The following is a 14757-nucleotide window of genomic DNA, read 5'->3' as shown; positions in this document are numbered from 1 at the left end:
CGCTACTGCGACTGCGTAGCGGCAGCCGTCCGCTGTGCCAGGTGCTGTTCCAGCAGGGCGGCGATGGCGTCGAAATCCACCGGTTTCGTCAGGTGATGGTCGAAGCCCGCTTGCTCGGTCCGTGCGCGCGCTTCCCCCTGGCCCCAGCCCGTCAGGGCGATCATCAGCACGTCGCGCCCCTGCGCGCGCTGGCGAATCTGGCGCGCCGCTTCGTAGCCATCCATGTCCGGCATGCCCAAGTCCATCACGACCAGTTGCGGCCATACCATCTCGACGGCCGCCAGCGCCTGCGCGCCGCCATACGCGACGGTAGCTGCATGGCCTTCGAGCTGGAACAGGGTTTGCAAGGAATCGGCCGCATCGCGGTTGTCGTCCACCACCAGCACTTGCACGGGCTGGCCCGCGCGGGCCGGCGTGTCGCTCCCGGCGGCCGGCGTGGGGGCCGGGGCGAGGCCGGCGCTGGCCGGCAAGGTGACGATGAAACGGCTGCCACGCCCGGCGCCGTCGCTGTAGGCTTCGATGCTGCCGCCATGCATTTCGGCAAATTGACGCGCCAGACTGAGGCCGATGCCCAGGCCGCTTTTTATCTGGCCCGCCACCGTGCGCCCCTGTTCGAACATGGAAAAGATGCGCGCGATGGCATCCGGATCGATGCCGATGCCATTGTCTTCGACCATCACGTGCAGCTGGCCCTGCGCCAGGCGCGCCGTCATGTTGATGTGTCCGCCGTCCTGTGTGAACTTCACGGCATTCGAGACGATATTGGAAAAGATCTGCACCACCCTGGCATAGTCCGCGTACAAGGTCACGGCATGCGGCGGCAATTCCAGCGTGATGCCGATGTGCCGGCTGCTGGCCACAGGCTGGCACAGTTCGATGACATGCTCGAGCACTTGCTGCAGCTCAAATTCCTTGCGTTGCAGCACTACCTTGCCGCTGGTGATGCGTGCCACGTCGAGCAAGTCATCCACCAGCCGCGTCAGGTGCGTCACCTGGCGCTCGATCACATCGCTCAGCTTGCCGACCTGCTCCGATGCGGGAAACAGGTGCTTGAGCAAGGCCACCGACGACTTGATGGGCGCCAGCGGATTGCGCAGTTCATGCCCGAGGCTGGCAATGAATTCATCCTTGCGCCGCTGCGTCTCGCGCACCTGGTATTGGCGCTGGCGCGCGCGCAGCATGGCGTGGGCCGAGGTGATCAGGGTCAATATATGCACGGGGCGTTCCAGCAGGGTCAGGTTGCCCAGGGTGGCAATGGCTTGCCGCAAGGGCAGGGAATCGAGCCGCGCGTGCGTCAGCACGGTAATCGGCAAGTCGGACCAATCCGGCTGCTGGCGTGTATAGGCGTCGAGCACGGCGTAGACGCCGGCGTGCAAGGCCTCGTCCACCGTCAGCACCCCGCCGGCGCCCAGCGCCAGCTCTTCGGCCAGTTCGCCGGGCGAGCGGCAGGCGTGGCTGGCGATGGCGCTGCCTGCCAATACCGTGCCGGCCAGGGCGGCATCCTGGCCGGCAGGCGCATAGATCAGGATGCGCAGCTCCATGGCGTTCCTAGGGAAATGGCGTGCCGCCGATGGTGGGCAAGCCCGACAGGATGCCGTGAAAACCGGCCAGGGCCGGGCCGATGCGCACGCCTTGCGGGCTGATGTCGAAGCGGCGGATGCTGCGCTCGTGCGCGCTGCCGCGCTTCTTGAAGACGGAAATGGCTTGCCGCACCTCGCCTTCCGTTTCGTAGTAGCGCAGCATGATGACGCTGTCGGCCAGGTAGCTGGCGTCGGCTGCCGTCGTCATCGCGGTGCCCAGCATGTTTTGCTGCACGCCGACGAGCAGGGTGGCTACGCCGTGCTGGCTCAGGTAATTGAGCAGTTCGTGCAGGTAGGTGCTCTGGAAGCGCTCATCGGGTACGGCATGCATGTAGCCGTTCAGGCTATCGATGACGATCACCTTGGCGCCCCGCTGCGCCGCGTCGACCACGGCCTGGGCGAATTCGCCCGGTGTCAGCTCGGCCGGATCGATCTGCTGTGCGCTCAGCAAACCCGTATCGAGCGCCGCCTGCAGGCGCATGCCCACGCTGTCGGCCCGGATCAGGAGCTTGCTGCGCGCTTCCTCGAACAGGAACATGGCGCACGGTTCGCCGCGCTCCGTGGCCGCGTGCACGAATTGCGCCGCCAGGGTGGACTTGCCGCTGCCGGCGGGGCCGGAAATGAGCGTGCTCATACCTTCTTCCAGGCCGCCGCCTATCATGGCGTCGAGCTCGGGTACGCCGCTCGACAGGCGCCGATGGCCGCTATCGCGGCGCGTGTCGGCCGCCACCAGTCGCGGAAAGACGACCAGGCCGCCCCGGGCGATCTTGTAGTCGTGCGTGCCGCTGCGAAACGGCACGCCCCGGTATTTCACCACGCGCACGCGGCGCCGGTCTGTGCCGTAGTCCTGGTTTTGCAGCTCCAGCGAGATCACGCAGTGGGCCACGCTACGCACTTGCAAGCCGTCGTCCATCGCGGAACGATCATCGATCAGCAGCGTGGTGCAGTGCCGGCTGGCCAGGTATTGTTTCAACGCAACCACCTGGCGCCGGTAGCGCAGGGGGTTTTCCGCCAGCAGCTGCAACTCGGACAGCGAATCGAGCACGAGGCGGGCCGGGCGATGCTTTTCGATGGCGGCCAGGATGCGCTGGTTGGTCGAGGCCAGTTCGATTTCCGACGGGTGGAAGATGGTGTACTGGCGCTCGGGGTCGAGCATGTCGTCGCTGGGCGCCACTTCTTCGATGGCGATGCCGGCCAGGTCCCAGCCGTGCGACAGGGCGGCGGCGCGCAGTTCGATCTCGGATTCGGCCAGGGCGATATACAGTACGGGCACGCCGCTGCGCGCCCCTTCGGCCAGAAACTGCAGCGCCAAGGTGGTCTTGCCTGTGCCGGGCACGCCTTCGACCAGGTACAGCCGCTCGGCCAGCAGGCCGCCCGTGAGTATGGCGTCGAGGCCGGGCACGCCCGTCGACAGCAGTGCGTCCAGGCCGCCCGCGCCATCGTGTTGGGCCGTTCCTTGCGCTTGCGCCGTCATCATCGCACCCCGCTTCGCCACGCCGTGGACAATATAGTAGCGCGTCTGCCGCGGATTGTCTTTTCGATACCATTGGTAAATAATTATTTCGCCATGCTTGCCAGGAAGGGCGGTGTTGCGTCCGTGTCGGCCAGTTCAGCAAAGAAATCATGACCCTGCTACAGTATTCACTCAATCCACCTTTTCCGCATTGCCATTTTTGCCACCATCTGTCAGCTTCGTAGCCGGTTTTGCTGGCGTGCCGCCGCTGTAGTTGTCCTCATTTTGTTGTTTCATTGATAATTTAATTCGCTTGATGGTTGCTATGTTTCAATTGTAACGATGCTTGACGATTTTAGAATGATCGTTCATTCTTTGATCTGCGTTAATAAATTTAGTCATTTCTAACGACACTAGCCAGCTTCTTTTTCAGAAAGTCCAAGATGCAACCAACCTTTTCCCTGACGTCGCCGCGTACGAGCGGCGCTATTGCCGTTCTGTGCGCCACTGTAATCATGGCCGGCTGCAGTAAAAAACAGGAAGCACCTCACGCGCAGCAAGCGCCACAGGTGGTCGTGTTTACTGTTAATCCGGCCGCGTTGCCGATGAGCGCCGAATTGCCCGGCCGTACCAATGCCTACCAGGTCGCCGATGTGCGCCCGCAAGTCGGCGGCTTGATCCAGAAGCGCCTGTTCGTCGAGGGTAGCGACGTGAAAGCGGGCACGGCCCTGTACCAGATCGATTCCGCCACGTACCAGGCAGCCGCCAATTCGGCCAAGGCCGCGTTGTCGAAAGCCAAGGCCAATCTGCTGACGGCCGGTCCGAAAGCGTCGCGCTACAAGGAACTGGTCGCCATCGAAGGCGTGAGCCGCCAGGAATACGATGATGCCGTCGCTGCGTTCGAGCAAGCGAAGGCAGACGTCGAGTCCGCCACCGCTGCGCTGGAATCGGCCAACATCAACCTGCGCTACAGCACCGTGACGGCGCCGATCAGCGGCCGCACCAGCCGCTCGACCGTGACTGCCGGCGCGCTGGTGACGGCGGGCCAAGCCGAAGCGCTGACCACCGTGCAGCAACTCGACCCGATCTATGTCGACGTGACCCAGTCGAGCACCGACCTGCTGCGCCTGAAGCGCCAGATGGCCGACGGCTCGCTGAAGAAAGTGGGCGAAGGCCAGGCCAAGGTTGATTTGATCTTGCCGGATGGCAGCAAGTACGGCGAATCGGGCAAGCTGCAGTTTTCCGGCGTGACGGTCGATCCGACCACGGGCAATGTGATCCTGCGCGCGCTGTTCCCGAACCCGAAAGGTGAATTGCTGCCAGGTATGTACGTGCGTGCGCAGCTGGAAACGGGCGTCGATGAGAAAGCCATTACCGTGCCGCAAGTGGGCGTGACGCGCAACCAGAAGGGCCAGGCCACGGCCATGATCCTGAACAAGGAAAACAAGGTCGAGCAGCGCGTGCTGACCACCAGCGGCACCGTCGGCACCAACTGGCTGGTGACGTCCGGCCTGGCCGCAGGCGACCGCGTGATCGTGGAAGGCTTGCAAAAAGTCAAGCCAGGCGCCCCAGCCGTTGCCGTACCAGCCAAGGCCGAAGCCGCTCCTGCGCCCGCCGCTGCCGCCTCTGCCGCAGCATCGGCTGCCAGCGCCCACTAATTCAGGAGAATATTAATGGCCCGTTTTTTCATTGACCGCCCGATTTTTGCCTGGGTGGTCGCGATCGTCATCATGCTTGCCGGCGTGATTTCGATCCTCAGCCTGCCGATCGCGCAGTACCCGAGCATCGCTCCGCCGTCGATTTCGATCAGCGGCTCCTACCCTGGCGCCTCCGCCAAGACCGTGGAAGATGCGGTCACCCAGGTCATCGAACAAAAGATGAAGGGTATCGACGGCTTGCGCTACATGTCTTCGTCGAGCGATGCGACTGGCGGCATCAGCATCACGCTGACGTTTACCAGCGGCACCAATCCCGACATCGCCCAGGTGCAGGTACAGAACAAGCTGCAGCTGGCCACGCCACTGCTGCCGACGGCTGTCACGCAACAGGGTCTTGTCGTGTCGAAAGCCACGAAGAACTTCCTGATGGTGTTCGGCTTCATTTCCGAAAACGGCAAGATGGACCAGACCGACTTGAGCGACTATGTGGCCGCCAACGTCGTCGATCCGCTCAGCCGTGTTGCCGGCGTGGGCGACGTGACCCTGTTCGGTTCGCAGTACGCCATGCGTATCTGGCTCGACCCGGCCAAGCTGCAAAGCTTCAACCTGACCCCGGCGGACGTGATCACGGCCGTGCAGGCGCAGAATGCGGAAGTGTCGGCCGGTGAACTGGGCGGCACGCCGTCCGTCAAGGGCCAGCAGCTGAACGCCACCGTCTCGGCGCAGAGCCGCTTGCAAACGGTGGAGCAGTTCGGCGCCATCTTGCTGAAAACCACCACCGAGGGCGCCATGGTGCACCTGAAGGACGTGGCCAGCATGGAACTGGGCCGCGAGAACTACAACACCGTGGCCCGCTACAACGGCCATGCGGCGACCGGCGTGGCGATCAAGCTGGCGACGGGTGCCAACGCGCTCGATACGGCCAACGCGGCGAAAGCCATGCTGGGCAACCTGAGCAAGCAATTCCCTGAAGGCATGAGCTACCAGGTGGCGTTCGACACGACCCCGTTCGTGAAACTGTCGATCGAAGAAGTGGTGAAAACCCTGGTCGAAGCCGTCATTCTGGTATTCCTGGTGATGTACTTGTTCCTGCAAAACTTCCGCGCCACCCTGATCCCGACCATGGCCGTGCCGGTCGTGCTGCTCGGTACCTTCGGCATCCTGAATGCGTTCGGCTATTCGATCAATACCTTGACCATGTTCGCCATGGTGCTGGCCATCGGCCTGCTGGTCGATGATGCGATCGTGGTGGTGGAAAACGTCGAGCGCGTGATGAGCGAAGAGGGCTTGTCGCCGCTGGAAGCGACGCGCAAGTCCATGACGCAGATCACGGGCGCGCTGGTCGGTATCGCCATGGTGCTGTCGGCCGTGTTCGTGCCCATGGCCTTCTTCGGCGGTTCGACGGGCGTGATTTACCGCCAGTTCTCGATCACGATCGTCTCGTCGATGGTGCTGTCCGTCGTCGTCGCGCTGGTGTTTACGCCAGCCTTGTGCGCGACGTTGCTGAAACCGGTCGAAAAGGGCCATCACGCAACGAACAAGGGTTTCTTCGGCTGGTTCAACCGCAGCTTCGATAGCAGCAGCAACAAATACCAGGGCTGGGTTGGCAGCATGATCCGCCACCGCGCCCGCTCGATGCTGTTGTACGTCATCCTGCTGGCCGGCCTGGTATTCGTCTTCATGCGCCTGCCGACCTCCTTCCTGCCGGAAGAAGACCAGGGCATCCTGTTTACGCAGATTCAATTGCCGACGGGCGCCACGCAAGAGCGCACCCTGAAAGTGATCGAGCAGGTCGAAGACCACTTCATGAACAGCGAGAAAGACAACGTCGCTTCCGTGTTTGCCGTGGCAGGTTTCAGCTTCGGCGGTAACGGCCAGAATACGGGTATCGCCTTCGTGCGCCTGAAAGACTGGTCGCTGCGCAAGGACGTGGCGCAAAAAGCGCCGGCCGTGGCCGGCCGCGCCATGGGCAAGTTGTTGCAGATCAAGGATGCGATGGTGTTCACGTTCGCTCCGCCTGCCGTGCTGGAACTGGGTAACGCCACCGGTTTCGACATGCAGCTGCAGGATATCGGCGGTGTCGGCCATGATGCTCTGATGGCGGCGCGTAACCAGTTGCTGGGCATGGCGTCGCAAAATCCTGCCATGGTCGGCGTGCGTCCGAACGGCCAGGAAGATACGCCGCAGTACAAGATCGACATCGACCAGCAGAAAGCTACCGCGCTGGGCCTGCAGATCGCGGAAATCAACCGCGTGCTGAGCGTGGGCTGGGGTAGTTCGTATGTGAACGACTTCCTCGACCGCGGCCGCGTGAAGAAAGTGTTCATGCAAGGTAATGCCGAATCGCGCATGCTGCCGGAAGACTTGAACAAATGGTTCGTGCGCAATAGCGCTGGCCAGATGGTGCCGTTCTCGGCTTTCGCCACGGGCAAGTGGATCTACGCTTCGCCACGCCTGGAACGCTACAACGGCTTGCCGTCGGTAGAAATCCTCGGTACCCCAGCGCCGGGCCAGAGCACGGGCGCCGCCATGAACGCGATGGAAGAAATGGTGGCCAAGCTGCCGCCTGGCATCGGCATGAGCTGGACCGGCGTATCGCTGGAAGAGCGCGAATCCGGTTCGCAGACGCCGCAGCTGTACGCGCTGTCGCTGCTGATCGTGTTCCTGTGCCTGGCCGCGCTGTATGAAAGCTGGTCGATTCCTTTCTCGGTGCTGCTGGTGGTACCGCTGGGCGTGATCGGCGCCGTGCTGGGTACGTGGTTCTTCGGCCTGTCGAATGACGTGTACTTCCAGGTGGGCTTGCTCACGGTGGTGGGCCTGTCGGCGAAGAATGCGATTCTGATCGTCGAATTCGCCAAGGAAATGCAGGAATCGGGCATGTCGCTGCTGGACGCGACCTTGCATGCGGTGCGTCTGCGTCTGCGTCCGATTCTGATGACCTCGATCGCTTTCGGTCTGGGCGTGCTGCCACTGGCGATTTCCAGCGGCGCCGGTTCCGGCAGCCAGAACGCCATCGGTATCGGCGTGCTGGGCGGCATGTTGACGGCCACGTTCCTCGGTATCTTCTTCGTGCCGGTGTTCTTCGTGCTGGTGCGCGGCTTCTTCTCGAAGTCGGACGCGCCCACCACGCCGGCGACGCCTGGCTCGCCAGCCGTCACGCTTTCTAAGGATGCGCATTAATATGAAAAAAACGCTACTCTCCATGGCGGCACTGGCCTTGCTGGCCGGTTGCAGCCTGGCTCCCACGTACGAGCGTCCGGCAGCGCCGGCGCCCACGGCGTGGCCGACCGGTCCTTCCTACAAGGCCGACACGTCCGCCGCCGACGCCAAGCCGGTGGCGGACGTCGCCTGGCGCGAGTTCTTTGCCGATGCGCGTTTGCGCCAGGTACTGGAACTGGCGCTGGCCAACAACCGCGACCTGCGCGTCTCGATCCTGAACATCGAGAAGGCGCGCGCCACCTACGGCATCGAACGCGCCGCCCTGATCCCGACCCTGTCGGCCTCGGGCGGCCAATCGGCCACGCGCATTTCGAAAAACGCCAGCCCGACGGGCGAAGCATCCATCAATCGCCAGTACACGGCGAACCTGGGCGTGTCGGCGTACGAGCTGGACTTCTTCGGCCGCGTGCGCAGCCTGTCCGACAGCGCGCTGGAGCAATATCTGGGCACGGAAGAAGCACGCCGTGCGCAGCAGATCAGCCTGGTGGCCGAAGTGGCCAGCACCTATCTGAACCTGGTGGCCGACCAGCAGCGCCTGCGTGTGGCGCAAGACACCTTGAAGAGCCAGCAGTCGTCGTATGACCTGGCCGTGCGCCGCTTCAGTGCGGGCGCCACCTCGGGCCTGGACAAGTACGATGCCCAGACCAGCGTGGAATCGGCCCGGTCCGACGTGGCCGTCTACACGAGCCAGGTAGCGCTCGACCAGAACGCGCTGGTGCTGCTGGTGGGCGGCCCTGTGCCGGCCGACCTGCTGCCGCAAGGCGAGTTCGGCGCCGTGACGGCGCTGGCGGACATTCCGTCCGGCGTGCCGTCGGACGTGCTGCAACGCCGTCCCGACGTGCTGGCGGCCGAGCGCACCTTGCGCGCTGCCAACGCCAACATCGGCGCGGCGCGCGCGGCTTTCTTCCCGCGCATTTCGCTGACGGCGACGGCGGGCTCGGTCAGCGACAACCTGTCCGGCCTGTTCAAGGGCGGCAGCGGCACGTGGAGTTTCCTGCCGCAGATCAGCTTGCCGATCTTCGATGGCGGCGTGAACCGCGCCAACCTCGATATCGCCAAGGTGCAGCGTGAAATCTCCGTGGCGCAATACGAAAAGGCGATCCAGGTCGCCTTCCGTGAAGTGTCCGATGCGCTGGCCCAGCGCGGCACCATCGACGAGCGCCTGCAGTCGCAGGTCTCGCTGGTCGAGGCGTCGACGAAGAGCTACACCATCCACGACGCGCGTTACAAGCAGGGCGCCGAGTCCTACCTGAACGCCCTCGTGGCCCAGCGCGCGCTGTACACGGCGCAGCAAAGCCTGATCACGGCGCGCCTGGCCAAATCGACCAACCTGGTCACCCTGTACAAGGTACTGGGCGGCGGTTGGCAGCCTGAGCAGACAGCCGTCGCGGCGGCTGGCGGCGCCCAATAACCACGGGGACGCCGACGCCGGCCTTGCCCTTGTCCGCAGGGGCAGGGCCGGCGCGCTACTGGAAAATCATGAACCAAGTTGAAAAGAAGCATCCGGACCCGGAGCGCGCCAACACGCGGCGCAAGCAGGTGCTCGATGCGGCCGAAAGCTGTTTCAGCCGCCGCGGCTTTCACGGCGCCAGCATGGCCGAGATATCGAAAGCGGCCGGCATGAGCGCGGGCCACATCTATAATTATTTTGACAGCAAGGATGCGATCATCGCCGCCTTCGTCATGAAGAACACCGAGCGGGTGTCGAACCTGATGCAGGATCTGGCGCAGCGCGAAGACCCGCTGCAGTCCGTGATCGACAATGCGGGCGAGCACGTGCTGGAAAGCCTGGACCCGAAAACGTGGGTGATGCCGCTCGAGATTTTTGCCGAGGCCTCGCGCAATCCGGTGATCGCCGAGATGCTGCGCTGCGCGGACGTGCGTTCGCGCCAGCAGCTGCTCGCCATCATCCGCGACGCGCGCATCAAGCGCGGCTTGCCCGCCGGTGAGGAGATGCTGGAAGGGCGCCTGAACGCCATGATCGCCATGTACCAGGGCTTGCCCGTACGCCTGGTGCACAATCCCGACGTCAAGGCCGAACCGCTGATCGCCGGTTTCCGCATCGTCCTGACGGCGCTGCTGCTGAGCGAATAGGGCGCCTGGCCGGGCCATGCAAAAAAGTTTGCGCAGTTCGATATGAATCATGCGCAAAGCATGGCAAAAACCTAAAAGCGTCTGCTATAATTCCCACCTCGTCGGGGCGTAGCGCAGCCTGGTAGCGTACATGCATGGGGTGCATGGGGTCGGAAGTTCGAATCTTCTCGCCCCGACCATTAGATTCAAGGACTTACGGCGCAAGCTGTATAGAAACCCGGTATCGTATATTGGACATTGGTCTGGTATCGGTGCCGGGTTTTTCCGTTTACATGACGTATGACCAAGCAAGCTTTGCTTGGAAAGTCAGCATGTCTCACCGTAATCCTTTTGATGTTATTTCATCCACCGTTGATCTGGATGATTCGGCAGAGCACGGTGATGCTCAATGCTTTATGGTCAGCGCCCTGGCGCGTGTGATCGAATGTCTGCCCCTTATCGCGCAATCTTCTGTTTTGGTTGCTAAGCGATATTTTGAGGGCGCGGCAACGGATAGCGAGGCCTTAGCTGCCCGGGCGATGCTTTGGGAGGCCATCCGTGGGCGCGATATGTCGGATGACCCTGATGTGTTGCGTATCAGAGCCACGATTTGTGCGCTGCATGGCATGGATGCTGAAGCTCCTTGCGACAAGTTGACATACTTTCTGACGTTTTGGGAGCGCAGCGGCCTCAGCATGATCGAGCTGGCTGGAGCGATGTTCGACACATACGGCGTTGTTTATCACGACGCTTGATCGGCAGCGGCGACATATGCCGAATGCGTCAGAACTATGTCTGCTGCGGAGCGGAAGCAGCCGCGACTACTTGCGAAGGTCGGGTTTTATTCAAGCCAGGGTAATGTTATCGGGATCTCGGAAACATCCGCAATCACTTCCTTGATGTAGATTCCGTGGTCTTGCCTGACGTGTGCACCCGGCGCTTTTGAATGTCGCTGCGGTTCTCGCCGTGCCGTGCCGCATCCTTGGCCGCCAAGGCCCGGATATCACGGAATACCACGTCATCCTTCATACCAACGCACTCCTTTGCGCGCTCCCACATCGAACCAAGGCCCAAGCTGGTGGCGGTGCTGCCTGGCAGCGTGGCCGTCAGCGCGTGTGCCGCATGGCCGTACTGCACCACGGCGCCGTCAGGATAGTGCGTGGTGTGGATGCTGTCGCTCGATTCGGCTACGTCAAATTCCTGCGAGTACAGCACCGGCAAGATGAGGCCGCGCGACAGGCCACAGCCTGTGGCAAAGACGATGACCTGTTCGCCCACGGTGGGCGCCGACCAAGTGCGCGTGCTGCCCGTGGCCCATCTCAGCCATTCCGTGGTGAGTGTCGGCCCGAGCCGCACGCGCGCCTTGACCCCTTTGACCTCGGCAATGGTGCCCAAGCGGATCAAGTTTTACAGCGACCGGGTGAGGTCGGAAAGGTCGGCGTTCATGCAGTGCATGTTGCCGAAGTCCGCGTGCGGATGCACGACGGGGGCGGGTTGATAAGCGAGTTAATGCCGATGAAGGTACGTAATAGTCCTTCGGATTTTTTCAGAATGAATCGGATTTTATTGGTGTAATTTATAAGAGGCACTGAATGTGTAAGTTTTCCAATATTATTAAATCGTTTTCTACTGATTTTTGGCGAGGTCCCGCCCTGAATTTGGAATTACTATTGTAATAAATAATAGCTTCTTTTCCCAATTCTATGCATTCGACAATATTTTCTTCTAGGCTTTCAACTTTCGATCCTGTTGCTATAGAGTTTTGAATCCTTTGAACTTTTTTTCTTAATATTTCTGCTTTTCCTCTAATTTCATCGTTGTAATTCATTGTTGAATTTTTCATTTCTCCCGTTTCTAACTTTTCGCTTCTGAAATCACGTCTTAATTGTGTGATCTCTGCCATCAATACTTGAAAATACCCTTGTGGATCGGGCTGGCCGTTTTCTATTATTTTTGCTGGGCTTGAGAGTTCAAGTAATTTTATTAAGGAATTCACATTGTACGGTTTCCCGGCTGCATCTCGAGTAGAGCGTATGGCATCAGAGATCGATTTCTGATCTTCTAAAACTTCTCTGTATCGTAGTGTCTTATGATAGGTTGTATAGCGAATCGGAGCGATGTCGAAAATATCTTGTGTATCTGCATCTTTAACCAGAATTGTTGGTTTATCAAATGCTTGGCGCAAACCAAGTTCAAACAATACGTTCGGATTTCGACTGCTAAGATCACATATAGCCATAGGCGAGTGAACAACCCTCTTCAAAATATCAAGATGTATTAAATTGCTTTCTTTAACATCGTCAGCTCTAGTTGCCTTATAACCAGCGATTTGGCATGCTGGTTTGAAAATATCTTCATAAACTTTGGCGAAATGTCCGGAATCATATCCCAATTGATCTGATATTGGCATAATTACAAAACATTCTTCTGGTAAGGAAGTTTCCTCAATATCTTGAGGAGTGCTAATTTGTGCGTGTTTTTTGGCAGTCATAGTGAAAATTCCGAGTTGATGATATTTCAGTGTATCAACTTGGTTGTTTTATGGCAATTATTTTATAGTTCGTATAACTATTTTTCATCTCGCCTTCTGTTGTTTTATTGTGAATTTCTTAATAAAATTGTGTGTGTGTTGTTCAGGTAGTGCGATGCTCGCTATGTATATGATCTGATCAGGTAGATGAAAATCTGCCATTTTCAATTTTCCCTAAGAACTTTGCAGGTGATGCAGCAAAGAATGGCGTACCAACTTCCATTCCAACATATTCAGTCCTAGTAGCGGTCGCCTCGGGTATTGGTAGATGACTTCCTTCTTGTCTACTCGCTCGTGCTGGCCGAACTGATGCACGCGCGCCACCCGCGCCACCCAGCCAAAGAAACCAACTTCGATCTGGTCGCTGGTCGCCTTTATTTCAAGTGCTTGGCGGTACGAATCTTGGCAAACATCGCCGCCTTCTGCCGCTTGATCCGCCCATTCTTGCCCTTGAATTCCTTGCGCCGCTTGCGTGCCGGGTAGGCGGTACCGTCCGGCGCCTGCTGCGCCTTGATGCGCTGCGCCTGGCTGCGGCGCAGGTCGATGGCCACCTTGTGATTGATGGCGCGGCGCTGGGCTGGCTGCAGCTTGGCCAGCAAGGCGCCGGCCCAGGCTTCCAGTGCATGCAGGTCGTCACTCATGCTGTCGCCTCGGGCGTGCGCCATTCGGCCAGCAGGGTCTCGCCGTCATACAGCTTCCAGAACTCGTCCGCATAGGCGGGCATGTGCTGTATCTCGGCCAGGTGCTGGATGTCCAGTCGGAAGGTTAGGGCAACATTCGCCAGTTGAAATTTCCGATGAGTAGTTGCAGTTAAAGTGCCAAATCTAAAAAGTTACAAGGACACATTCTCTGTCACTGCTTTCATAAAACCTGATCTCATATTCTCTGGAAGGGTAGTTCTCTGCCTGGACTTCAATAGCGACCATCGGCCGTTCATGTCCGGGCAATGCGTTTGCCGCATCGGAGACGGCGGAAACAGACACAAGGCGAGGGGATTGAATTTTCCCCCAAGATTTGACTGCTGCCAGACCAATCACATTCTCGTGTGATAACGCCATGCAAACAAGGTTGTTCCAAGTCTTGGCGTCATCTTGCTGATAGGCATCAATTAACCGGTAGGCGTTCGCCAAGAGTTTTTCTGTTCCTGGCGGTGTGGTTGCATGCATGCTGATAGGTGGCTTATTGCTCGCACATCCGCAACACAACGTGGCGAGTAAAATAACGATATTTTTTTTCATAGTTGGGTACTAAGGATAACTGTAAATGTGGCTGCGTTTGGCCGGTACCGGCCAATATCACGCGACTCTAACTCATTTGATAACTGATGTCAGTTGAAGTTTGCATTGAAGCATCTTAGTTTTTTTCCATGTGACGCAGCAGCGATTCGCGTATCAACGTCCTATCCGGTTCACTCAAGCCCAGAAACGGCCGCTCCGGGTACTTGTAGACGGGCCCCTTTTTTTGGTAACGCGGTCGGGCTGGCCAAATTGATGCACATGCGCCACGCGCGCCACCCAGCCAAAGAAGCCGACGTCGATCTGGTCGCCTGTCGCCTTCACTTTCAGGTATTTGGCTGTGCGAATTTTGGCGAACATGGCCGCTTTCTGCCGCTTGATCCGCCCATTCTTCCTCTTGAATTCCTTGCGCCGCTTGCGTGTCGGATACGCGGCGCCATCAGGCCCCTGCTGTGCCTTGATGCGCTGCGTCTGGCTGCGGCGCAGGTCGATGGCGACCTTGTGATTGATGGCGCGACGCTGGGCCGGTTGCAGCTTGGCCAGCAGGGCGCTGGCCAAGGTTGCCAAAGTGTGCAGGTTGCCGCTCATGGCGTTGCCTCGGGCGTGCGCCATTCGGGCAGAAGTGTCTCGCCGTCATACAGTTTCCAGAACTCGTCCGCGTAGGCCGGCATGTGCTGTATCTCGGCCAGGTGTTTGATGTCGAGGCGGCCCACCTCGCCGGTCTTGACGGCCACGCGTTCGGTCAGGTCCAGCTTGATGGAAATATCGACCGTTTCGTGGTTATTAAAATCGACCTCGAAGGCGATGCCGTGCTTGCGCCTTTCTTCGTTGGCCATCAGGTCGAGCTGGTGGACTTTCAGCCAGGCGATCAGGGCCACCACATTGCCCTCGTCGGCGAAGACCAGCAGGCGGTCATGGTTGCGCTGCAGGGCGGAGATGGCGGCGGCCATACGCGCCAAGGAAGTTTCGACACGGTGCGCATCACCGCGCCGAGCCGCCCCAGTCCTCA

The 14757-nt window shown here is 59.8% G+C and carries 14 protein-coding genes and 1 tRNA gene; 6 read left to right on the top strand and 9 right to left on the bottom strand.

Features of this window, described 5'->3' with window-relative positions:
• Positions 1–2 precede the first annotated feature (2 nt).
• Complete coding sequence (locus tag AC4BCN_RS22180) at positions 3–1541, bottom strand: hybrid sensor histidine kinase/response regulator (protein ID WP_490491771.1); 1539 nt, start codon at positions 1539–1541, stop codon at positions 3–5.
• 7 nt (positions 1542–1548) lie between these two features.
• Positions 1549–3054 carry an ATPase domain-containing protein gene (locus AC4BCN_RS22175; RefSeq protein WP_490493625.1) on the bottom strand — a complete coding sequence of 502 codons (1506 nt, stop codon included), beginning with the start codon at positions 3052–3054 and terminating at the stop codon, positions 1549–1551.
• 422 nt (positions 3055–3476) lie between these two features.
• On the opposite strand from AC4BCN_RS22175, the gene AC4BCN_RS22170 reads away from it, so the two are divergent.
• From AC4BCN_RS22170 to AC4BCN_RS22145, 6 genes are all read left to right on the top strand, one after another.
• A complete protein-coding gene (locus AC4BCN_RS22170) occupies positions 3477–4691 on the top strand; it encodes an efflux RND transporter periplasmic adaptor subunit (RefSeq protein WP_051991274.1) in 1215 nt (404 codons plus the stop codon).
• A 15-nt stretch (positions 4692–4706) separates the two neighbouring features.
• A complete protein-coding gene (locus AC4BCN_RS22165; RefSeq protein WP_490491770.1) occupies positions 4707–7871 on the top strand; it encodes an efflux RND transporter permease subunit in 3165 nt (1054 codons plus the stop codon).
• Position 7872: 1 nt separating this feature from the next.
• Positions 7873–9321, top strand: coding sequence for an AdeC/AdeK/OprM family multidrug efflux complex outer membrane factor (gene adeC, locus AC4BCN_RS22160; protein ID WP_490491769.1), 1449 nt, complete (start codon positions 7873–7875; stop codon positions 9319–9321).
• Between the two features lie 68 nt (positions 9322–9389).
• Positions 9390–10004: a TetR/AcrR family transcriptional regulator gene (locus AC4BCN_RS22155; RefSeq protein WP_230517293.1), complete on the top strand. Its 615-nt coding sequence runs from the start codon at positions 9390–9392 to the stop codon at positions 10002–10004.
• A 102-nt stretch (positions 10005–10106) separates the two neighbouring features.
• Positions 10107–10183, top strand: a tRNA-Pro gene (locus tag AC4BCN_RS22150).
• A gap of 51 nt (positions 10184–10234) precedes the next feature.
• Positions 10235–10738 (top strand): hypothetical protein, encoded by a 504-nt coding sequence (locus AC4BCN_RS22145; protein ID WP_490491768.1) that lies wholly within the window; start codon positions 10235–10237, stop codon positions 10736–10738.
• Positions 10739–10871: 133 nt separating this feature from the next.
• Here the strand turns inward: AC4BCN_RS22145 and AC4BCN_RS22140 are convergent, their stop codons facing one another.
• The 7 genes from AC4BCN_RS22140 to AC4BCN_RS22110 all read right to left on the bottom strand — a co-directional run bounded on the left by AC4BCN_RS22140 (position 10872) and on the right by AC4BCN_RS22110 (position 14698).
• Complete coding sequence (locus tag AC4BCN_RS22140) at positions 10872–11378, bottom strand: phage baseplate assembly protein V (RefSeq protein WP_331778087.1); 507 nt, start codon at positions 11376–11378, stop codon at positions 10872–10874.
• Between the two features lie 181 nt (positions 11379–11559).
• Positions 11560–12474 (bottom strand): hypothetical protein, encoded by a 915-nt coding sequence (locus AC4BCN_RS22135; protein WP_331778086.1) that lies wholly within the window; start codon positions 12472–12474, stop codon positions 11560–11562.
• Between the two features lie 213 nt (positions 12475–12687).
• Entirely contained in the window at positions 12688–12891 is a 204-nt protein-coding gene (locus tag AC4BCN_RS22130) for a phage virion morphogenesis family protein (protein WP_331778100.1), read from the bottom strand.
• Positions 12888–13154 (bottom strand): phage virion morphogenesis protein, encoded by a 267-nt coding sequence (locus AC4BCN_RS22125; RefSeq protein WP_331778085.1) that lies wholly within the window; start codon positions 13152–13154, stop codon positions 12888–12890. Before AC4BCN_RS22125 ends, AC4BCN_RS22130 begins: the two co-directional genes overlap by 4 nt.
• Positions 13155–13337: 183 nt before the next feature.
• Entirely contained in the window at positions 13338–13751 is a 414-nt protein-coding gene (locus AC4BCN_RS22120; RefSeq protein WP_152546466.1) for a hypothetical protein, read from the bottom strand.
• A gap of 174 nt (positions 13752–13925) precedes the next feature.
• Positions 13926–14336, bottom strand: coding sequence for a phage virion morphogenesis protein (locus AC4BCN_RS22115; protein ID WP_425324006.1), 411 nt, complete (start codon positions 14334–14336; stop codon positions 13926–13928).
• A complete protein-coding gene (locus AC4BCN_RS22110; RefSeq protein WP_338682343.1) occupies positions 14333–14698 on the bottom strand; it encodes a phage tail protein in 366 nt (121 codons plus the stop codon). Before AC4BCN_RS22110 ends, AC4BCN_RS22115 begins: the two co-directional genes overlap by 4 nt.
• Between the last annotated feature and the right edge of the window lie 59 nt (positions 14699–14757).

This window comes from Janthinobacterium sp. Bl 1 (assembly GCF_058215535.1).
This window is presented reverse-complemented; position numbering and strand designations above follow the sequence as displayed.